This is a genomic window from Methylophaga sp. SB9B (assembly GCF_004832235.1).
In the GTDB taxonomy this organism is placed as follows: domain Bacteria; phylum Pseudomonadota; class Gammaproteobacteria; order Nitrosococcales; family Methylophagaceae; genus Methylophaga; species Methylophaga muralis.
In genome coordinates this window covers 132,693-154,328 of the sequence record NZ_SSXS01000002.1, presented here as the reverse complement: position 1 = coordinate 154,328, position 21,636 = coordinate 132,693, and the positions used below count along the sequence as shown (strand labels likewise).

19 protein-coding genes, 1 tRNA gene and 2 pseudogenes are annotated in these 21,636 nt (G+C 45.7%); 1 reads left to right on the top strand and 21 read right to left on the bottom strand.

Annotated features, from left to right (window positions below):
- Positions 1-4 precede the first annotated feature (4 nt).
- The 9 genes and pseudogenes from nuoI to ndhC all read right to left on the bottom strand — a co-directional run bounded on the left by nuoI (position 5) and on the right by ndhC (position 8,468).
- Positions 5-493 (bottom strand): NADH-quinone oxidoreductase subunit NuoI, encoded by a 489-nt coding sequence (gene nuoI, locus E8Q33_RS02830; RefSeq protein WP_069296570.1) that lies wholly within the window; start codon positions 491-493, stop codon positions 5-7.
- Entirely contained in the window at positions 493-1,545 is a 1,053-nt protein-coding gene (gene nuoH / locus E8Q33_RS02825) for an NADH-quinone oxidoreductase subunit NuoH (protein ID WP_136552661.1), read from the bottom strand. Before nuoH ends, nuoI begins: the two co-directional genes overlap by 1 nt.
- Positions 1,538-3,904, bottom strand: a complete 2,367-nt coding sequence (gene nuoG, locus E8Q33_RS02820) for an NADH-quinone oxidoreductase subunit NuoG (RefSeq protein WP_136552659.1) — start codon at positions 3,902-3,904, stop codon at positions 1,538-1,540. Before nuoG ends, nuoH begins: the two co-directional genes overlap by 8 nt.
- Positions 3,897-5,195, bottom strand: coding sequence for an NADH-quinone oxidoreductase subunit NuoF (nuoF, locus tag E8Q33_RS02815; RefSeq protein ID WP_211116087.1), 1,299 nt, complete (start codon positions 5,193-5,195; stop codon positions 3,897-3,899). The genes nuoG and nuoF overlap by 8 nt, the downstream gene beginning before the upstream one ends.
- Positions 5,195-5,706 (bottom strand): annotated as a pseudogene (gene nuoE, locus E8Q33_RS02810) (NADH-quinone oxidoreductase subunit NuoE). The gene nuoF and the pseudogene nuoE overlap by 1 nt, the downstream one beginning before the upstream one ends.
- Positions 5,703-6,956, bottom strand: coding sequence for an NADH-quinone oxidoreductase subunit D (locus E8Q33_RS02805; RefSeq protein ID WP_136552656.1), 1,254 nt, complete (start codon positions 6,954-6,956; stop codon positions 5,703-5,705). Before E8Q33_RS02805 ends, nuoE begins: the two are co-directional and overlap by 4 nt.
- Positions 6,956-7,624: an NADH-quinone oxidoreductase subunit C gene (locus E8Q33_RS02800; protein ID WP_136552654.1), complete on the bottom strand. Its 669-nt coding sequence runs from the start codon at positions 7,622-7,624 to the stop codon at positions 6,956-6,958. Before E8Q33_RS02800 ends, E8Q33_RS02805 begins: the two co-directional genes overlap by 1 nt.
- 8 nt (positions 7,625-7,632) lie before the next feature.
- Entirely contained in the window at positions 7,633-8,121 is a 489-nt protein-coding gene (locus E8Q33_RS02795; protein WP_069296558.1) for an NADH-quinone oxidoreductase subunit B family protein, read from the bottom strand.
- On the bottom strand, positions 8,112-8,468 hold the full coding sequence (ndhC, locus tag E8Q33_RS02790; RefSeq protein ID WP_069296559.1) for an NADH-quinone oxidoreductase subunit A: 357 nt from the start codon (positions 8,466-8,468) through the stop codon (positions 8,112-8,114). Before ndhC ends, E8Q33_RS02795 begins: the two co-directional genes overlap by 10 nt.
- Positions 8,469-8,885: 417 nt before the next feature.
- Between ndhC and rarD the strand changes: the two genes are divergently transcribed.
- Positions 8,886-9,758 carry an EamA family transporter RarD gene (gene rarD / locus E8Q33_RS02785; RefSeq protein ID WP_136552652.1) on the top strand — a complete coding sequence of 291 codons (873 nt, stop codon included), beginning with the start codon at positions 8,886-8,888 and terminating at the stop codon, positions 9,756-9,758.
- A 367-nt stretch (positions 9,759-10,125) separates the two neighbouring features.
- Here the strand turns inward: rarD and E8Q33_RS02780 are convergent, their stop codons facing one another.
- The 12 genes and pseudogenes from E8Q33_RS02780 to carB all read right to left on the bottom strand — a co-directional run bounded on the left by E8Q33_RS02780 (position 10,126) and on the right by carB (position 21,634).
- Complete coding sequence (locus tag E8Q33_RS02780; protein ID WP_136552650.1) at positions 10,126-10,713, bottom strand: hypothetical protein; 588 nt, start codon at positions 10,711-10,713, stop codon at positions 10,126-10,128.
- Between the two features lie 122 nt (positions 10,714-10,835).
- Complete coding sequence (locus tag E8Q33_RS02775; RefSeq protein WP_247869886.1) at positions 10,836-11,225, bottom strand: Arm DNA-binding domain-containing protein; 390 nt, start codon at positions 11,223-11,225, stop codon at positions 10,836-10,838.
- A gap of 163 nt (positions 11,226-11,388) precedes the next feature.
- A tRNA-Leu gene (locus E8Q33_RS02770) sits at positions 11,389-11,473 on the bottom strand.
- An 18-nt stretch (positions 11,474-11,491) separates the two neighbouring features.
- Positions 11,492-11,818, bottom strand: coding sequence for a preprotein translocase subunit SecG (secG, locus tag E8Q33_RS02765; protein ID WP_069294941.1), 327 nt, complete (start codon positions 11,816-11,818; stop codon positions 11,492-11,494).
- A gap of 8 nt (positions 11,819-11,826) precedes the next feature.
- On the bottom strand, positions 11,827-12,606 hold the full coding sequence (tpiA, locus tag E8Q33_RS02760; protein ID WP_069294942.1) for a triose-phosphate isomerase: 780 nt from the start codon (positions 12,604-12,606) through the stop codon (positions 11,827-11,829).
- A gap of 103 nt (positions 12,607-12,709) precedes the next feature.
- A complete protein-coding gene (gene glmM, locus E8Q33_RS02755; RefSeq protein ID WP_136552649.1) occupies positions 12,710-14,059 on the bottom strand; it encodes a phosphoglucosamine mutase in 1,350 nt (449 codons plus the stop codon).
- Positions 14,052-14,841, bottom strand: a pseudogene (gene folP, locus E8Q33_RS02750) (dihydropteroate synthase). Before folP ends, glmM begins: the two are co-directional and overlap by 8 nt.
- Positions 14,842-14,904: 63 nt before the next feature.
- On the bottom strand, positions 14,905-16,806 hold the full coding sequence (gene ftsH, locus E8Q33_RS02745) for an ATP-dependent zinc metalloprotease FtsH (protein WP_069294944.1): 1,902 nt from the start codon (positions 16,804-16,806) through the stop codon (positions 14,905-14,907).
- Positions 16,807-16,852: 46 nt separating this feature from the next.
- A complete protein-coding gene (gene rlmE, locus E8Q33_RS02740) occupies positions 16,853-17,470 on the bottom strand; it encodes a 23S rRNA (uridine(2552)-2'-O)-methyltransferase RlmE (RefSeq protein ID WP_136552647.1) in 618 nt (205 codons plus the stop codon).
- A 1-nt stretch (position 17,471) separates the two neighbouring features.
- Positions 17,472-17,939, bottom strand: coding sequence for a DUF4149 domain-containing protein (locus E8Q33_RS02735; protein WP_069294946.1), 468 nt, complete (start codon positions 17,937-17,939; stop codon positions 17,472-17,474).
- Positions 17,940-18,416: a transcription elongation factor GreA gene (greA, locus tag E8Q33_RS02730; protein WP_069294947.1), complete on the bottom strand. Its 477-nt coding sequence runs from the start codon at positions 18,414-18,416 to the stop codon at positions 17,940-17,942.
- Positions 18,416-21,634, bottom strand: a complete 3,219-nt coding sequence (gene carB / locus E8Q33_RS02725; protein WP_136552645.1) for a carbamoyl-phosphate synthase large subunit — start codon at positions 21,632-21,634, stop codon at positions 18,416-18,418. Before carB ends, greA begins: the two co-directional genes overlap by 1 nt.
- Between the last annotated feature and the right edge of the window lie 2 nt (positions 21,635-21,636).

Genomic DNA, 21,636 nt, shown 5'->3' with positions numbered 1-21,636 from the left:
CGGCCTAACGATAAGGCGCGTCGGCCTCCCGATCAGCAGCAATTTCCGACTCATATTTATCGCCAATCGCCAGCAACTGCTGTTTGTCCATAATATTTTCGCCACGATTTTCAAAATGATAGGCAAACACCCGAGTTTCCACGATGGAATCTACCGGACAGGATTCTTCACAAAACCCACAGTAAATACATTTAAATAAATCGATGTCATAACGAGTAGTACGGCGCGTGCCATCTTCACGTGGTTCGGTATCAATGGTAATTGCCAAGGCTGGACAAACTGCTTCACACAACTTGCAGCCGATGCAGCGCTCTTCGCCATTTGGATAACGCCGCAAAGCATGTAAACCACGGAATCGCGGCGATTGTGGTGTCTGTTCTTCAGGATATTGCACTGTGACTTTGCGGGAAAATAAATGCCGGCCGGTCAACCGCAAGCCTTGAACTAATTCCCACAACAAAAAGCTTTTGAAAAAGTGACGAATGGATTGCATCATGAAGTGGATACCTCCACCACGTCGCTAAACCAAGGGCCAATATCAAACACCTGCATGGTCGAAATCACCACCAGCCATACCAGGGTTACCGGAATAAACACTTTCCAGCCGAGGCGCATCACCTGATCATATCGATAGCGAGGGAATGTCGCGCGAATCCATAAATAGATAAAGAGAAACATGCTGGTTTTCAGCAATAGCCACACCAGTCCAGGTACCCAGGCAAACATTGACTCCAGTACCGGAATACCCTCAAATGGTGATAGCCAGCCGCCCATGAACAAGGTAGCGGCAAGGATCGAAATTAAAATCATATCGGCGTATTCAGCGAGGAAGAAAATCGCAAATGCCATACCGGAATATTCGACATGAAAGCCGGCAACAATTTCGGATTCGCCTTCAGCAATATCAAACGGCGCCCGATTGGTTTCCGCTACACCAGAGATAAAATACACCACAAACAATGGTAATAACGGCAACCAATACCAGTAAAAAATACCGCCTTGCTGAGCCATAACAATCTCACTCAGATTCAAACTGCCAGCGGCAATCAATACGCCGACCAAAGCAAAACCCATGGCGATTTCATACGACACCACTTGAGCGGCGCTACGCATCGCGCCTAAAAACGCATAACGTGAATTTGAGGCCCAACCGGCAATAACAATGCCGTACACCCCCATAGAAGTGATGGCTAAAACATATAACAAACCGGCATTTATATCGGCCAATACCATGCCAGCGTCGAATGGAATAACCGCCCAGGCCGCCAAGGCTGGACCAATTGCCAATACTGGTGCCAGTACAAACAGATAAAGATTGGATCGGGTGGGCACGATGATTTCTTTCAGTAACAGCTTGAGACCATCAGCGATTGGTTGTAGCAATCCACGTGGACCGACACGATTTGGACCAATACGCATCTGGATATAGCCAATCACTTTTCGCTCAGCCAAGGTCAGATAGGCTACCGCCAACATTAATAACGCGATAATCAGCAAAATTTTGCCGATATTGGGGAGCAACTGTTGCATCACGATATCAAGCATCAATGCTCTCCATCATCGCTGATAATTCAACATTGCCAAAAGCGTTACCAAGCCGAGCACTCAGCGGAGAAGCCGCTGCCAGATGCACCATGTTTTCAGCAACCTGTTCATCAATTAATACGGTGGCAGATACTGCAAATTCATCCTGTTGAATCTGTACCGCATCCCCTTGATGCAAACCATACTTTTCCGCCAGAGCCGGAGAAATACGCATGGTATCCAGAAACTGATTTTCCGGAGTCAGTTGAAGTGCTTTGCTGTGTCTGACCAAACTATCGGTACGATAGACCGGTACTTCTGAAATAAGCTGAACGCCATTAACGTTCGTTATTTCTACTGGAATATAAATCGATTTTTTGGCTGAAGATAAACGATTTAGCTGATCCTGAAGTTCCTGACGAACACCTTCTGAGGAAACATAATCGAAACCGTTGAACTTCGAAATATTGCCAAGCACCCGCAGAATCTTCCAGCCTGGACGACTTTCACCAGGTGGAGCCACCGCTCCAGTAAAAGATTGCCATTGATGATCGAGGCCAACAAAGGTGCCTGAGGTTTCGGTAAATGCCGCCAGCGGTAGTAGTACATCGGCATAATCACGCAGGCTGTCACATTGAAAACTGTTTATTGCCACCACAAACCCAGCCCGTTGCAAGGCTAATAAAGCAGCGGCTGGATCAGCGCAATCAAACTCCGGTTCAATGTTGAATAACACATACGCACGTAACTGCTCTTCCCAGATCGCATTTGCATTCAGGCCATTTTTCAATTCTTGAGATGCATCGCAATGTGGCAATGCACCAGCCAAATGTAAGGCCTGACTGTTCGCATCCGGCAAAATAAGCAAATGCGCGCCGGTTAGTTCACTAATGAGTGCTGCTAAAGAGCGAATCGCAGATGCCTGAGGATGTTGATTAGCCAATGCGCCGACAATAATGACTGCTTGATGGGCATTCGCCAGCTGCATCGCGATATTTTGTTCTGTGGCTGACGGCGCTTTTTCACGCATCAAGTGCCGCCAAACTTTTGCCGTAGTTTCATCAACACGTTGTAATAAGGTTTTCGCAACACCACTCAATAAGACGAATAATTGTGCTGAATTTACTACCACCTGCCGATCAACTGGCATCAATAAATCGGTTTTGAAGAAATTAATATCACTGATCAATCCACCTGCATATGCTGATTGGCGGACCCGATGTGCCAACAGCGGGGCTTCACTGCGAATATTGCAGCCCAACAGCACAATCGCATCACTGCTTTCAATATCAGCCAGACTCATCGCAGAAAACTGGTCATGACCGGCGTCGCTGAAATCCTGCTGACGTAAGCGATGGTCTACATTTTGGCTGCCAAATGCTCTCAACCATTTCTGAAACAGATAGCCCTCTTCCAGAGTAGCTGTGGGTGAAATTAAACCGGCAATCTGATCGGCACCATTTTTAGTTTTAACGTGTTTAAGACCGTCTACCGCAAACTCCATCGCTGTTTGCCAGTCCGTAACCTGCCACTCACCATTTTGTTTAATCATCGGGCTTAACAGACGATCTGGATGTTTTAATCCAAGGTAACTGAAACGATCCCGATCCGAGATCCAGCTTTGATTCACCGAATCATTGTCTCTGGCAACCACTCGCATCACTTCATTTTGCCGGGTGTGAAGATCAAGATTAGATCCAACTGCATCGTGCATAGCAATGGACGGATGCGAAGTCATCTCCCATGCCCGAGCTTTGTAGCGGAATGGCTTAGAAGTCAACGCCCCAACTGGACATAAATCAATAATATTGCCAGACAGCTCAGATGCCAGACTGTGCTCAACATAGGTGCCGATTTCCATATGTTCGCCACGGCCAGTAGCGCCTAGTTCCTTAATACCGGCAATTTCCTGACCAAAGCGTACGCAGCGAGTGCAATGAATGCAGCGTGTCATATCGGTCTGTACCAACGGGCCGATATCTTTGTCTTTAACGACACGTTTCTTTTCACTGAAACGGCTGATACCACTGCCGTAACCCAACGATAGATCCTGTAATTCACACTCACCACCCTGATCGCAAATCGGGCAATCCAGTGGGTGATTAATCAGTAAAAACTCCATCACTCCGCGTTGTGCCTGCAAGGCGATTTCGGATTGAGTAAATACTTTCATGCCATTGGCGACTGGCGTGGCACAGGCGGGTAATGCTTTACGCGCTTTATCGACTTCGACCAGACACATCCGGCAGTTAGCGACTATTGACAGATTTTTGTGATAACAAAAACGTGGAATATCGATGCCTGCCTCATCAGCGGCCTGAATAATCATTTTGGCTGAATCCACTCTGAGTGGAATGCCATCTATTTCGATATTAACCATAGTTCAACTTCAATTCTGGTTCAGTAACCAGACAACATTTATGATCAATGTGATATTGGAATTCATCGCGGAAATGCTTGATAAAGCTGATAACTGGCGCAGCAGCAGCGTCGCCTAATGCACAGATGGTATTACCATTAATATTGTTAGCAACGTCGATTAATCGATCCAGATCTTCCTGACGGCCTTGACCATCTTCTATGCGTTTAATCACCCGGTATAACCAGCCTGTACCTTCACGACAAGGTGTGCACTGACCACAGGATTCTTCGTAATAAAAATAGGCGATACGTTCCAAGGCCTTGACCATGCAGGTGGTTTCATCCATCACAATGACTGATCCTGCCCCCAGCATCGATCCGGCTTTGCCGATACCGTCGTAACTCATTGCGGTTTGCATCATCACATCCGCTGGTACCACCGGGGTGGAACTGCCACCGGGAATCACTGCTTTGAGTTTATTCCCATTGCGAACACCACCAGCAAGTTCCAATAATTCTGCAAACGGCATACCTAACGGGACTTCGTAATTACCCGGTTTATTCACATGACCACTCATGCAGAATATTTTCTGTCCACCGTTATTGGGCGTTCCCAACTCATGGAACCAGTCAGCACCATGTTGCAAAATCACTGGCACCGAGGCCAGTGTTTCAGTGTTATTAACGGTTGTTGGTCGACCATATAAGCCATAACCAGCAGGGAAAGGTGGTTTGTATCTTGGCTGGCCTTTTTTGCCTTCCAGAGATTCCAATAACGCGGTTTCTTCACCGCAGATATATGCTCCTGCTCCAGGGTGGCAAAAAAGCTCAAAATTAAAGCCGCTATCGAGAATGTTTTTACCCAGATAACCAGCTTCTCGAGCTTCGATTAAGGCTTGCTCAAACCGTTCAATTGGCTCAAAAAATTCACCCCGGATGTAGTTATAACCACGTTGAGCACCGATGGTATATCCAGCGATAATCATGCCTTCAATTACTTGGTGCGGGTTGAAACGGATAATATCGCGATCTTTACAGGTACCCGGTTCGCCTTCATCTGAGTTGCAGACCATATATTTATCGCCCGGCATGCGGCGTGGCATAAAACTCCATTTCAGACCGGTTGGAAAACCGGCACCGCCACGACCACGTAAGGCTGAATTCTTAATGATCTCAATGATGGTTTCCTGGCGAGTTTTTTCACGCAGGATTTTTTCCAGCATCTGGTAACCACCAACGCTGCGATAAGATTCCATCGACCAAGGCTGGTCGAGATGCATTGTGCGAAAACAAACCTGATCCAGCTGCATCATTTTACCTCGCCCAATAAAGCATCAACTTTGTCTGGTGTCAGATGCTCATGATATTGCCGATCCAGCAACAGCATCGGCGCGCCGACACAGCGCCCAGGCACTCTACTTCTTTAAGCGTGAATTTTCCGTCAGCAGTCGTCTGGCCGAAACCAATACCAAGGCGTTTCTGTAAATGATTGGCGATCTCTTCAGAGCCACATAATAAACAAGAGATATTAGTGCAAACACTGATTTTGTGTTTACCGACTGGTTTAAGTTCAAACATTGTGTAAAACGTCGCCACTTCAAACACACTGATAGCTGGAATTTCAAGGTAGTCAGCCAAGGCGCGCATCAAGCCCTCACTCAGCCAGCCATCATGTGCATCCTGCAGGATATGCAAAGCTGGAATTACAGCAGATTGGGATTGTCCAGGAGGATATTTACTAATCCAGCTATCCAACTGCTGCCGTATAACTTGGTTAAATAATTGATCTCTATGTCCGGTGAGTTGCAATGCGGTTGTCATCGGTCAATTTCTCCGAACACAATATCCATGGTGCCAATAATCGCCACCACGTCCGCGAGTAAATGCCCTTTGGCCATTTCATTCATCGCTGCCAGATGCGGAAACCCCGGTGCTCGAATTTTGACTCGATAAGGTTTATTGGCACCATCCGACACCATGTAAATACCAAACTCGCCTTTGGGATGTTCTACCGCGCTATACACTTCGCCTTCCGGCACACAATAACCTTCGGTGAACAATTTAAAATGATGGATTAACGCTTCCATATCATCTTTCATATCAGCCCGGCTGGGAGGTGCGATTTTGACGTTATCAATAATCACCGGGCCGGGGTTGACCCGCAACCAATCAATACATTGCTGCATAATTTTATTGGACTGACGCATTTCTTCAACGCGGACCAGATAACGATCGTAACAATCGCCTTCTTTGCCTACTGGAATATCAAAAGCCAGGCGGTCATAAACTTCGTAAGGCTGTTTTCGACGCAGATCCCACTCGACTCCACTGCCTCGTAACATCGGACCGGTAAAACCAAGCTGTAATGCTCGTTCCGGTGATACCACTCCGATGCCTACCGTGCGTTGTTTCCAGATACGGTTATCGGTTAGCAACGTTTCATATTCATCGACGCATTTGGGAAAGCGCTGACAAAAATCTTCAATAAAATCCAGCAGACTGCCTTCACGGCTTTGGTTTAACTTTTTAACTTCAGCTTCAGAATGCCATTTGGACTTTTGATATTGCGGCATGCTGTTAGGTAAATCACGATAGACCCCACCCGGACGATAATAGGTTGCGTGTAAACGCGCACCAGAGACTGCTTCATAGCAGTCCATCAGATCTTCACGTTCACGGAAGCAATACAGGAATACCGTCATCGCCCCGATATCCAGACCATGCGCTCCGAGCCACATTAAGTGATTCAAAACGCGGGTCATTTCATCAAATAAAACCCGGATGTATTGCGCCCGAATCGGTGGTTCAATGCCCAACAGCTTTTCGATTGCCATAACGTATGCATGTTCGTTACACATCATCGACACATAATCCAGTCGATCCATATAACCGATGCTCTGGTTGTAGGGCTTGGATTCAGCTAGTTTTTCAGTACCTCGATGCAACAAACCAATATGCGGATCAGCGTGCACAATTACTTCGCCATCCATTTCCAAAATCAAACGCAATACGCCATGCGCCGCCGGATGCTGCGGCCCAAAATTCAAGGTGTAATTTTTAATCTCCGCCATTATTTTTTGGCCTTGCCAGCAGATTGCAAATAACGGTTATCGTCACGAATCACTCGGGGTACTAATGTTCTGGGCTCAATGCTGACCGGTTGATAAATCACCCGTTTTTGCTCTGGGTCATAAAGCATTTCCACATTACCAATTAGAGGGAAATCTTTGCGGAATGGATGGCCGACAAAACCATAGTCGGTCAAAATACGTCGCAAATCCTGATGACCTTTGAACAGAATGCCAAACAAATCAAATGCTTCACGCTCATACCAATCAGCCGAATGCCAGATAGAAGTCACTGAATCAATAATTGGTGTTTCTGCAATCAAATCTACTTTCAATCGCACTCGATTATTGTGTTGAACCGATAGCAGGTGATACACCACGGCATAACGAAAGCCCTCATCAACATCGTCTATCTGCGAAAAGGCTTCACGAGCACGACTGAAGCCATGCTCTGTCGCCTGTTTTGTTTCCCAGCCACTGTTGCCGTAGGCGGAATAATCCACTCCACACAAATCGATTAATTGGGTAAAGGCAAACTCATCACGTAATGCTTTGCATACCGGAATAATCTGTTCAGCTTCAATATGCAGTGTTAGTTCACCACGATTCAACTCGCATTCCACCAGTTGGTCGGCAAAATGCTGTTGCAGTTTCTGTTTCAGCGATTCCATGCTTCGACCTAGGCCTGAACTTGTTTAGCAATTGTGTTAGTGCGCTGAATTTTTTTCTGTAACTGAATAATTCCATACAGCAACGCTTCTGCTGTGGGTGGGCAACCCGGTACATAAATATCCACTGGCACAATACGATCGCAACCCCGCACCACCGAATAGGAATAGTGATAATAACCACCACCATTCGCGCAAGAGCCCATTGAAATCACCCAACGCGGTTCCGACATCTGGTCATACACCTTACGCAGAGCAGGTGCCATTTTGTTGACCAAGGTTCCGGCCACAATCATTACATCTGATTGACGCGGGCTTGGCCTAAATACCACACCAAAACGATCCAGATCATAGCGTGAGGCCCCGGCATGCATCATTTCCACTGCACAGCAAGCCAGGCCAAAAGTCATCGGCCATAAAGATCCTGTTCGTGCCCAGTTGATTAACTTATCCGCTGAAGTGGTGACTATACCTTCATGAAAAACGCCTTCTATTCCCATTCCAAGGCTCCTTTTTTCCATTCATAGATAAAGCCCACCACCAGAATCGCCAAAAACAGAAACATCGCCAGCAAACCAAATACACCGATGTCATCAAGCACAATGGCCCAGGGGAATAAAAAAGCGATTTCGAGATCAAAGATAATGAACAGAATAGCGACTAAGTAATAACGCACATCGAATTTGCCATGAGTGTCTTCAAAAGGTTCAAACCCACATTCATAGCTGGAGCGTTTTTCGGCATCAGGCCGGTGTGGCCCGATAATAAAGCCAGCGATTAACGGCATCACACCGAAGCCGATGCCGATAATGATAAACAACAAAATGGGGAGGTATCCCTCTAACATGACGCCCTTCCACTCTCTCGATATTTAGTGTCTGTGTGACACCTGATAGTTATTATTGTTTTGAGAAATCAAACTTATTTAAACAGCTCACGATACTACACTTTAAATCGCAGTATTTGAAGCTCAGATTATGTCCGAAAAGACTGACTGAATCATATGCGTTTAACTGAAAGATTATTCCAAGCATGACAAAAATAGCAGCAAACACTGCAATCCTGAATGAGTTGGAATAGACACGGCATTAGCTGATTGTGGACTTGATTAAACCTGAAGCTATACTCATCGCAACGACCTGTATAATCCTGCTGCATAATTTGCAGATTTTTAGCTGTCTGCATAACCTTTACATTCCTTCAAACAACGACAATGTCACTTTAATGAGGTTGTCATTTCCCTACTGTCACTACTGAGTTTTATATGTATGGTCTGATCTTCGCCATTGCCGCTTATGTTATCTGGGGCAGCTTCCCACTTTATTTCAGTTATCTGAATAGCGTTTCAGCAGTTGAAGTGTTGTCACACCGTATCCTCTGGTCATTGTTGGCAACTGTTGTAGTTGGTCTGCTGCTCGGTCGTGGACGTAAGTTAATCAAGACCTTTGCTGACAAAAAATTATTATTGTGGCTGGCATTGTCTTCATTACTGATTGCCGTTAATTGGTTAATTTTTATCTGGGCCGTTTCACAACATCGAGTATTGGAAGCCAGCCTTGGTTATTTCATTACGCCAGTGATGAGTTTGTTATTGGCAAGGTGGTTGTTAAATGAACAACTACATCCATTACAAGCCTGGGCTGGGGTGATTGCCACTGTGGCCATAATCTGGGAATGGTTCAGCCTTGGAAGCCTACCATGGGTTGGTATATCGCTGGCCCTGGCATTTGCCTTGTATGGATTAATCCGTAAAAAACATCCGGTTGATGGTGTAAATGGACTGACAATTGAAACCTTATGGCTGGCGCCTATAGCCTTAGCCTGGGTCCTCTGGCAATCAGCTAACGCTGATTACAACTTGGCGTTCGGGGACTCTACGCAACTGACATTATTATTAATAGGCTCGGGGCTGCTCACCGCTTTGCCATTGGTGCTGTTTGCCATGGCGGCCAGTCGAGTCGATTTATCGGTAGTGGGATTTATTATGTACATTAATCCGACTATTCAGTTTGTGATTGGAGTTTATGTACTCAAAGAAGCGTATCCACCTGAAAGGCTGATTACTTTTGGCCTAATCTGGATAGCATTAATTTTCTTTATTGTGGGCATGTGGAAAAAACATCGTCGGCAGGCTTAATTGCCCACCTTAAACATTAAACAACTGGCATGCCATTTATTGTGAGAGTGAATTAATTACTTCATACGATAGATAATAAAAAACCCGCCAGTGTCTAACACTGGCGGGTTTGATGTATTGGTGCGTCGGCCTCACTCGAATTTAGAGCGGAAACGCGCACTGTATCTAACTTTGTGAAATATGATTTTTCAAGATACCCTCAAAGATACCCCCAAATAGCTGATGCTTAATATCACTTCTTAAAATAATCTCAGTCAATAATTAATCAACATCTAACTACTTATGAGAGATAACTTTCATCAAATAATTCAATGGCAAGAAATTAGGTAAGCGACGTATCAGGCAGCTACTCGCTTGTCAGTCCCGCTTAAGATAGCTTTCTTCTCAAGCCCATAAAGCCAAGTAATGCTGGTGCAAATAAAAACAAGCTGGCAGGCAGTGGTGTTTCAACCGTCACTGGCGGCGTTTCATCTTTGTCAAATATAAAACTCCAATATGCTTCAGTGTCAAGAGAATTTGCGTTGATGGATATATGACTAGTAATGGATGAAAATGCATTTACCGATATTCTAGCGCTGCCTGACGGATTTTTATTGAGGTCTATTGTCAACCCAAAAACATAAATTTCGCCAGGCCCATACAGATTGGATGATTCCCACGAAACGATCCCAGAAACTGCCTCATAAGCGTAGGCTGTAAAGTTCATTGTCATATCTCTGATAACCAAGTCAATGCCGGACCAAAAGGCCTCATCAGTGTCCGGCTGAGGCTCTCCAGTATCGTTGACATCCGCGATCACCCAGGGGTCAAATATTCCAGCCCCGCATCCAGTTAAACTGCAACCACCGTACCCACCTAAAAATGGGTTGCTAAACTGCCCGGTCATTAATTCTATCGGCGCAGAATTTGCGTTAAAACTGAACAGCAGGAAAAAACCAACAAGGATAGCTTTCACGGGTCTCCCTCCATAGAAGTGTGAACTAGATCACAAAATATTCTCACTTAAGTAAGTTTGTCAAAGGTTATTTTGGAGGCTCAAGCAAATTGCCAAGATATTTGAGAAATAATAAATTTTTCTCAAACTACTCGCGCGAATTGCTCCGAAAACTCATACGGCTTATGGGTTTTTGACCAACGATGCCGAAACTTTTGATGCCATTCACGGGCAACAAACTCAAAGCTTAACTGACCAGCGTTATACAGCTTTTCAGCCTTGCGAATATTGGAAGGATCGACACCATTGGCAATCAGCTTTCTTAATTCGTCTCGTTGCTCTCTTGCTTGCTTAAGACCAACATCAGGATAGGTGTCAACAGATAATCTTTTTTGCTTTTCATCAAAACGGTATTTGAATCGCCACCACTTGCCGCCCGTTGTAGACACCTCTTTGTATAAGCCTTTTTCATCCGATACGGCGTAAAGCTTATCCTTTGGTTTTAGGGATTTTATCTTTGTATCGGTCAGCATGTAGTGCCAACTCCTTTACCACTGGGTCTGATAGCGCCATAGTTGGCACCAATAAATGGTACATGCCAAGGGATATGATGGAACGTTATGATATGACAGACATAAAAAAACCGTTATAAAACGGGCTTTTAGATACGATTTTGGACTTCGTGAAACCTATGTATGGTGCCGTCGGCCGGACTCGAACCGGCACACCCTAAAGCACTACCCCCTCAAGATAGCGTGTCTACCAATTCCACCACGACGGCAATAAACTGAGGGTTATTTTACGGAAACTCTGGAAGATCCGCTGGGCTTTCTTGTACTGGTTGTTCAATCACCACTGAGTCGGTAACGCTTTGTACTCGATCGGTGTTGCCCGCCAGATATGCCAGTGTCAGGCTGGTGATAAAAAACACTGTGGCCAGAATAGCACTGCTGCGGCTTAAAAAAGAGGCTGACCCTTGGCTACCAAATAAGCTGGCAGAAGCACCGCCACCACCACCGCCACCAAAAGCAGCACCGGCATCCGCACCTTTACCGTGCTGGATTAAGATTAAACCTACTAACAACAGTGAGATCACAACGTGAACCACCAGAATCAACGCATCCATTTAATTTCCTAATTTTGAGCTGCAGCCTGACAAATTTGAACAAATTCATCGGCATCACGTGAACCGCCACCGATTAATCCACCGTCAATATCCGGCTTGGCAAATAATGGGGCAGCATTATTACCTTTTACGCTGCCGCCGTAAAGTATTCTGAGCGATGCCGCAATTTTTGGATCATGTTTTGCGACCCGTTGACGCATGAAAGAATGCACATCCTGCGCCCATTCTGGGCTGGCTGTCTTGCCTGTGCCTATGGCCCAAACTGGCTCATAAGCCAATACCGCTTTTGACAGCAATTCGACACCTTGTTGCGCAATCAAAATATCCATCAACCGAGCAACCATCTCTTCAGTACGACCCATTGAGTGCTCTTCCGGACTTTCGCCAATACAAATTATAGGGGTGATCCCATGACGGACTGTTATCTCAGATTTCTCGGCGATAATATGGTCGAGAAAAACTTGATCAAGGTTCAATTCTGCATACAGACAACGCCGTTCAGAATGACCAATCAGTACGTATTGGCAGCCAAAGTCTCGCAACATGGTGGCCGATATTTCACCGGTATACGCACCAGAATCAAACTGCGAAACATTTTGGGTACCCCAGAATAAACCCGTATCAGTCAAAGCGGATTGAACCTGTTGTACATAAAGTGCGGGTGGAAATAAGGCGACATCAACCGATGCAAAGGAGTCTCTTTGCGCCAGAATCGCATCAAGCAACAATTTGTTGCTTGCGCTAGAGCCGTTCATTTTCCAGTTACCAGCGACCAGCGGTTTGCGCACAGACACCTACTCTTATATAAGATTGAATCATAAAGGTTACCGACTGACCGTTGATAAAGCAATGTCATAGCGGCTTATATTGTTACCAATGAGCATGATCGAATTAATTCTGTAAAATTGTCTCGATTTGTTCTGCCAGCGTTTTGGCTAAGTGGTTGGTACGCGTGGCGTCATGACCTTCTACCATCACTCGAATAACCGGCTCAGTACCAGAAGCTCTCAGCAAAACCCGACCTTCATTACCCAGTTTTTTCTCAGTGTCTTCCACTGCTGTTTGGATTTCCGGATAATCTTTTAAATTCACCAGTTTATTGAGACGCACATTAATAAGACGTTGCGGGTATTTAATTACTGCCGAACGCAGTTCATGCAGACTGCTACCGGTTTGTTGAATTTCAGCCAACACCTGTAATGCTGCCACAATGCCATCACCAGTACTGGTTTTATCAAGGCAGATAATATGCCCGGACGCTTCGCCGCCAATCAAGCCATCAACCTGCTTAAGTTTTTCCATTACATACCTATCGCCGACATTGGCACGATGTAAGGTAATATCATGTTTTTCAAGGGCATGTTGCAAACCGAGGTTCGACATTAAAGTACCGACAACATGTCCTTTACACAGCCCAGCACGCTGTCTACCACGGGCAATGATAAACAAAATATCATCACCATCGACCAGCTCACCCTTATGGTCAACCATGATCAAACGATCACCATCTCCATCCAGGGCAATGCCCAAGTCTGCTTTGTGTTCCAAAACACTGGCTTGTAACAAACGAGGTTCAGTGGAACCGCAGTTTTGATTGATATTCAGGCCGTCCGGTTCTGCGCCCATCAAAATAACGTCGGCACCCAACTCACGGAATACATTCGGTGCAATGTGATATGTCGCCCCATGAGCGCAATCAACCACCATTTTTAAATTGGATAAATCTACACCGGTCGAAATGGTACTTTTACAGAACTCGATATAACGCCCTGCTGCATCGGAAATCCGATGGGCTTTACCGAGATGAGCAGAATCCACCGTTTTGATGGGTTGATCCAGCATTGCTTCGATTGCAAGCTCGACTGAGTCAGGCAATTTGGTACCTTGATCAGAGAAGAATTTAATTCCGTTATCGTGATAAGGATTATGCGAAGCACTGATTACAATGCCTGCTTGAGCGTGGAAAGTACGGGTTAAATACGCGACTGCTGGGGTTGGCATTGGACCCATTAGATAAACGTCGACACCGGCGGCTGAAAGCCCAGCCTGTAAGGCGGATTCAAACATATAACCGGAAATACGCGTGTCTTTACCAATCAGAACTTTACTATTGCGTTCTTTGGCCAGAACACGGCCTATTGCCCAGCCAAGTTTTAATACAAAATCGGGGGTAATCGCACCATCGCCCACCCGGCCACGAATGCCATCTGTACCAAAATAACGTCTTTTTTGTTCAATCAAAATCACTAACCTGCATTACATGTTCACAAAGTCGAATCGCCTGTACGGTTTCTCGTACGTCATGGCTGCGTATAATCTTTGCGCCTTGCCATACCGCTATCGATGCTAATGCCAAACTTCCGGCCAACCGTTCTTCAACTGATACATTCAATGTGGCACCAATAATCGATTTACGCGACACACCAACTAATACTGGTAAATCAGAATCGGTAAAAACAGCTAAATGTTTCATTAATCGTAGATTATGTCGGGCCGTTTTGCCAAACCCAAATCCAGGATCAAGAATAATTTTTAAACGAGAAATACCCGCCGCTTCACAGGCAGCAATGCGTTCAGTCAGAAATGTATTTACTTCATTAACAACATCGTCGTAATGCGGCTGTTCCTGCATAGTTTGAGGTGTGCCCTGCATATGCATCAAACATATTGGAACATTGAGTTCGGCAGCGGCCTGTAATGCCCCATCTCCACGCAATGCATTAACATCATTTATCAGACTAGCCCCAGCCGCTACTGCAGCGCGCATAACTTCGGCTTTCATGGTATCGATGGAAATAACCACATCAAGTTCAGCACTGATAGCTTCTATCGCAGGCACCACACGGCGGATTTCTTCTTCAACACCAACAGGTTCTGAGCCAGGCCGTGTCGATTCACCACCAATATCAATAATGGAAGCGCCATCGGCAACCAGTTTTCGTGCTTGTTCAAGGGCTTTATCGGCTGAAAAAAAAACGCCCGCCATCCGAAAAGGAGTCGGGCGTTACATTGACGATGCCCATGACGTGTGGGGCGGACAAATCCAAAGATTTGCCCGCAAAGTCCATCATCATGATTTAACTATCTCAATTTAATTGATCTGCTGGTTTACCAGTTGGCTCTGGGCCTTTTTCATCAGGCTTTGCGGCTGGTGGTGGAGTCGATGATTTATCATCCCAACCTTTTGGCGCACCAGGCTCACGACCTTCCATAATGGCATCGATCTGATCACTGTCGATGGTTTCGTAAGTGATTAACAGTTTTGCCATGGTATGCAGTTTGTCGAGATTTTCTGTCAGTATATTTTTCGCCCGATCATAGTTACGGGTAATTAATGCACGAACATCTTCGTCAATCTGTTTGGCAGTTAAGTCTGAAACTGCTTTATGTTGGGTCACGCTACGACCAAGGAACACCTCACCTTCATCTTCACCATAAGACAGTGGTCCCATGTTGTCAGAAAGTCCCCATTTGGTAACCATGTTATGCGCCAGTTCGGTTGCCCGTTGAATATCGTTCGAGGCACCCGTAGTGACAGCTTCAGCCCCAAAAATCATTTCTTCGGCAAGTCGACCACCATACAGGCTGGAAATCTGACTTTCCAACTGCTGTTTGGTATAGCTGTATCGATCTTCAGTTGGCAGGAACATGGTGACACCTAAAGCGCGGCCACGCGGAATGATACTGACTTTATAGACTGGATCATGACCAGGGACACTACGACCCACAATCGCATGACCAGCTTCATGGTAAGCCGTCAGTTCTTTCTCTTTATCACTCATGACCATTGAACGGCGCTCGGCACCCATCATGATTTTGTCTTTTGCCAGTTCCAGGTCATTCATTGAAACCACGCGTTTATTTGTGCGAGCAGCAAATAAAGCCGCCTCGTTCACCAGATTGGCTAAATCAGCACCTGAGAAGCCCGGTGTACCACGTGCAATGACACTTGGATTAACATCTTCATCTGCTGGTACTTTACCCAAATGCACTTTGATAATTTGTTCGCGACCACGAATGTCTGGTAAAGGAACCACAACCTGTCTATCGAAACGACCCGGACGTAATAAAGCTGGATCCAGTACGTCAGGACGGTTGGTCGCAGCAATGATGATGACGCCTTCATTACCTTCAAATCCATCCATCTCAACCAACAACTGGTTTAAGGTTTGTTCACGTTCGTCATTACCGCCACCTAAACCGGCACCACGGTGACGGCCCACTGCATCGATCTCATCGATAAAGATGATGCATGGAGCGTGTTTTTTGGCTTGTTCGAACATATCGCGAACACGTGAAGCACCAACACCGACAAACATTTCGACGAAATCAGAACCTGAAATTGTGAAGAACGGGACTTTAGCTTCACCAGCAATAGCTTTTGCCAGCAAGGTTTTACCAGTACCTGGTGAACCTACCATCAAAATACCGCGTGGAATACGTCCGCCCAATTTCTGGAATTTGCCCGGATCACGTAAGAAGTCGACTAATTCGTGAACTTCTTCTTTAGCTTCTTCAACACCAGCAACATCTTTGAAGGTCACTTTTACCTGATCTTCATTCAACATGCGGGCTTTGCTTTTACCAAATGACATGGGGTTTTTGCCGCCACCGCCTTGCATCTGACGCATGAAGAAAATCCACACACCAATCAGCAATAACATCGGGAACCATGAAATAAAGATTTGCATCAATAAACCAGTTTTTTCGACTGGCTCTGCTTTGATGGCAACACCGTTATCCAGCAAATCGCCGATCAAACCTGGATCATAATCAGGACTGAAAGTAGTAAATTGGCTACCGTCGGTTAATTTGCCGGTAATAGTTCGCCCTTGAATATCGACACTGGAAACCGCACCGGTTTTCACGTTACTGATAAAGGTCGAGTAATCCATTTCGCTTTGGCTGCTTTGTTGCGGCCCAAAATTGTTAAATACCGACATCAATACCATCGCGATGACGACCCATAAAACAATGTTTTTCATCATGTCACTCAATGTTTGTTACCCCTAGTAACGTTAGTTTGTTTTGCTGTCATTTCAGTCCGCGACCTAGCAGATAAACTTCACGGCTACGTGCCCGAGAAGCATCCGGTTTGCGGGTTGTCACTTTTTTAAAATGACTCCGCATGGACTTCAAAAAATCATCAAAGCCTTCACCTTGAAAAACTTTGACCAGAAAATCGCCCTGTTTACTTAAGTTATTAATTGCAAAATCCAAGGCCAACTCAACCAGATGCATACTGCCAGGCTGATCTATTGCATCTACACCTGTCATATTGGGGGCCATATCCGATAATACAAGGTCTATCGACTGTCCGGCCAATACTTCGTTCAATTGCTCAAGAACATGATCTTCGCGAAAATCACCTTCAATGAAATAAACACCGGTCAATGGTGTCATTGGCAAGATATCCAACGCAATGACTTTACCGTTGTCACCGACACGATGCAAAGCATAATCTGACCAGCCACCGGGTGCGGCACCCAAGTCGACAACTGAGATACCTTTGCGAATTAATTTATCTTTCTGATCGATTTCTTCCAGTTTAAAAGTTGCTCTGGAGCGATAACCTTTCTGCTGAGCTTTTTTGACATAGGGATCATCAAAATGTTCTCTAAGCCAATTATTACTGGATTTACTTCGTGCCATATCAGGCCTGCTGTGCCATATGTTGTTTATCTGAGCTGAGTACCAGCAGCAAACCCGCAATACTTAACATCAGATATAAATTCTGGCTCAGCATATGTAAGCGTTCAAAACTCTGAGCAAGATCTGTATTCAGCCGCCAGTTTTCGATGGTTTTGATATTGGCCATCTCCGGCTGAACATACATACTGAATATCAAGGTAATAACCAGCATGCTAATCAATACCCAGAAGCGCCAGGAATGTAACACCCTGCCCCGCTGGATACTCAGCTTACCTAATAAGATTAATGTACCACTGATTAGGCCAATGACATTGACAGCGAAAAACAATTTAGCTGCATATTCTGCCGCAACCAGCGTTTCAAGACTGACAAAAGCAAGCGGAACGGCCAGATAACCAATAGACCATAGCGCACCGACCCACAATGTCAGTAATAAGCGTTCGCCAATGGTTTCAGAAAGACTCAACATCTAAGCCAGGTAATGGATGCCAGTAATTTCATATTCAATGGCACCACCAGGAGCCTGTACCGTTGCAATATCATCCACTTCTTTGCCAATCAATGCCCGTGCAATAGGCGATGAAATAGAAATTCTGTTCAGTTTGATATCCGATTCATAATCACCAACAATCTGATAGCGCACTTCAGCATCGGTATCTATATTGAGTAAATCAACCGTAACACCAAATACAACACGACCATCTTTAGGTAGTGCTGTTGGATCAATTACCTGACAATCCGCCAAAGTTGATTCCAGTTCCTGAATACGGCCTTCGGTGAAGCTTTGCTGCTCACGTGCAGCGTGGTATTCAGCATTTTCTTTTAAATCACCATGGGCGCGCGCTTCAGAAATCGCATTAACGATAGCTGGGCGTCTGACGGTTTTCAGTTCGTGTAATTCATCTTTCAGTGCCTGAGCACCACGTGCGGTAATAGGAACGGCCATTAAATCAATTCTCCATGTAACGACTGCAAACGATTTACTGACACACTGTCTTCACAGTTCAAGGCCAGAATCGTAGCGCGGGCAGCAGCTAACGTTGTGGTGTAGTTCACCTGATGTTGCAATGCCGCACGACGGATCTCTCTCGAATCCGCTACAGCTTGACGACCTTCCGTCGTATTTACAATCAGGGCAATTTCATCGTTTTTGATCATGTCCACAATATGCGGCTGACCTTCAGCAACTTTTTTCACCCGTTCACAAGGCACATCTGCTTCAATCAATGTTTGCTGTGTGCCGCGTGTAGCTAACAACGAGAAACCCAAGCCTAACAAATCTTTGGCAATACTGATAACCGTTTGTTTGTCAGCATCCCGCACAGAAATAAAGGCTTTACCACCGACTGGCAGACTGACAGAAGCCGCCAGTTGTGATTTGGCAAATGCTTCACCGAAGGTACGACCTACGCCCATAACTTCGCCAGTGGATTTCATTTCTGGCCCCAGAATCGGATCGACGCCCTGGAATTTAATGAATGGGAATACCGCTTCTTTAACGGAATAATAAGAAGGAATCACTTCTTTGGTGACGCCCTGCTCTGCCAAACTCATGCCAGCCATACAACGTGCGGCAACTTTCGCCAACGGTACACCGATAGATTTTGATACATAAGGAACAGTACGTGAGGCTCGTGGATTCACTTCCAGAATGAAAATACGATCACCCTGAATGGCAAACTGGGTATTCATCAGTCCCACTACGCCAAGTTCAAGTGCCATTTGTTTAACCTGAACCCGTAACTGGTTCATGATTTCCTGGCTAAGGCTATAAGGCGGTAACGCACAGGCTGAGTCACCTGAATGCACACCAGCCTGTTCAATATGTTCCATGATGCCGCCGATAAGCACTTCCTTGCCGTCACAAATCGCATCTACATCGACTTCAATCGCATCATCAAGAAAACGATCCAGCAATACCGGAGAATCATTGGAAACTGATACGGCTGTCAGCATATAACGTTGTAATTCTTCTTCGTTATAGACGATTTCCATTGCACGTCCGCCTAATACATAAGACGGACGCACCACTAATGGATAACCAATTTCGGCAGCCAGTGACACAGCGGTATCAACCGAATGCGCCAAACGATTAGGTGGTTGCAACAAGCCGAGCTTTTCAACCATTTGCTGGAAGCGTTCACGATCTTCCGCATGGTCAATCGCATCAGGTGAAGTACCAATAATCGGCACACCGGCAGCTTCTAAAGCCCGAGCCAATTTAAGTGGCGTCTGACCACCAAACTGCACAATCACGCCTTTAGGTTTTTCCAAGGCAACGATTTCGAGAACATCTTCCAGCGTCAGTGATTCAAAATACAAACGATCTGAAGTGTCGTAATCTGTGGATACAGTTTCTGGATTACAGTTGACCATAATGGTTTCATAACCATCATCGCGCAGTGCCAGTGCTGCATGAACACAGCAATAATCAAACTCGATACCTTGACCAATGCGGTTAGGGCCACCACCAAGAATCATGATCTTTTCACGATCAGTCGGATTGGCTTCGCACTCTTCGTCATAAGTCGAGTACATGTATGCAGTAGAAGTTGAAAACTCTGCAGCACAGGTATCAACACGTTTATAAACCGGACGCACTCCCATCGCATGACGATGACTGCGGAATTGTTTTTCGGTTTTATGTAGCAGTTTGGCCAGACGTGAATCAGCGAAACCTTTACGTTTCAATGCACGCATTTCCGCTTCATCGATATCGTTCAACGAACGCTCTTTAAGCTGATTTTCAATCTCAACCAGTTCCTGAATCTGTATCAGGAACCACGGATCGATATGCGTCAGTTGTTGAATTTCTTCAAAGCTCATGCCGAATCTAAAGGCATCACCAACATACCAAAGACGGTCTGAGCCTGGCAGATTTAATTCGCGGCGTAACACTTCTGCCGTATTTTCTGCTTTCAGGTCCAGAATTTCGTTAAAACCATCACGATCGATTTCCAAGCCGCGCAGTGCTTTTTGCAAAGATTCCTGGAAGTTACGACCAATGGCCATAACTTCACCGACTGATTTCATCTGAGTACTCAGACGGTTATCGGCTAACGGGAATTTCTCAAAGGTAAAACGTGGAATTTTGGTGACCACATAATCGATAGTCGGTTCAAACGACGTTGGCGTGGCGTTACCGGTAATTTCGTTTTGCAACTCATCAAGGGTATAACCAACAGCCAGTTTGGCCGCCACTTTGGCAATCGGGAAACCAGTTGCTTTCGAAGCTAAAGCAGATGAGCGTGACACCCGTGGATTCATTTCGATAATGATTAAACGGCCAGTTTCCGGGTTCACCGCAAACTGCACATTCGAACCACCGGTTTCCACACCGATCTCACGCAGAACAGCCAACGAGGCGTTACGCATGATTTGGTATTCTTTATCGGTCAATGTTTGAGCCGGTGCTACCGTAATCGAATCGCCGGTGTGTACGCCCATAGCATCAAAGTTTTCAATCGAACAGATAATGATGGCGTTATCTTTTTTGTCACGCACCACTTCCATTTCATATTCTTTCCAGCCGATGATTGATTCTTCAATCAACAACTCGGACGTCGGGCTCAGATATAGACCGCGCTGGCAGATGTCGACAAAGTCTTCACGGTTGTAGGCGATACCACCACCACTGCCGCCCATGGTAAATGACGGACGGATAATCACCGGGAAGCCAAACTTCTGTTGTACTTCCAGAGCTTCTTCAAGTGAGTGAGCAATATCCGATTGCGGCATATCCAAACCGATCTTACGCATCGCTGCACGGAACAAATCGCGGTCTTCGGCTTTGTTGATGGCTTCACTGTCAGCACCGATCATCTCAACGCCGTATTTTTTCAGTACGCCATGTTTTTCCAATGCCAGCGCACAGTTCAACGCCGTTTGTCCGCCCATAGTCGGCAGAATGGCATCAGGACGTTCGACTTCAATAACCTTGCTGACCGCTTCCCAGGTTACTGGTTCGATATATGTGGCATCGGCCATGTTTGGGTCAGTCATGATGGTCGCTGGGTTGGAATTTACCAGAATGACGCGATAACCTTCTTCCCGCAGAGCTTTACAAGCCTGTGCGCCAGAATAATCAAATTCGCAGGCCTGACCGATAACAATCGGACCAGCACCCAGAATCAGAATGCTTTGAATATCAGTACGTTTAGCCATTG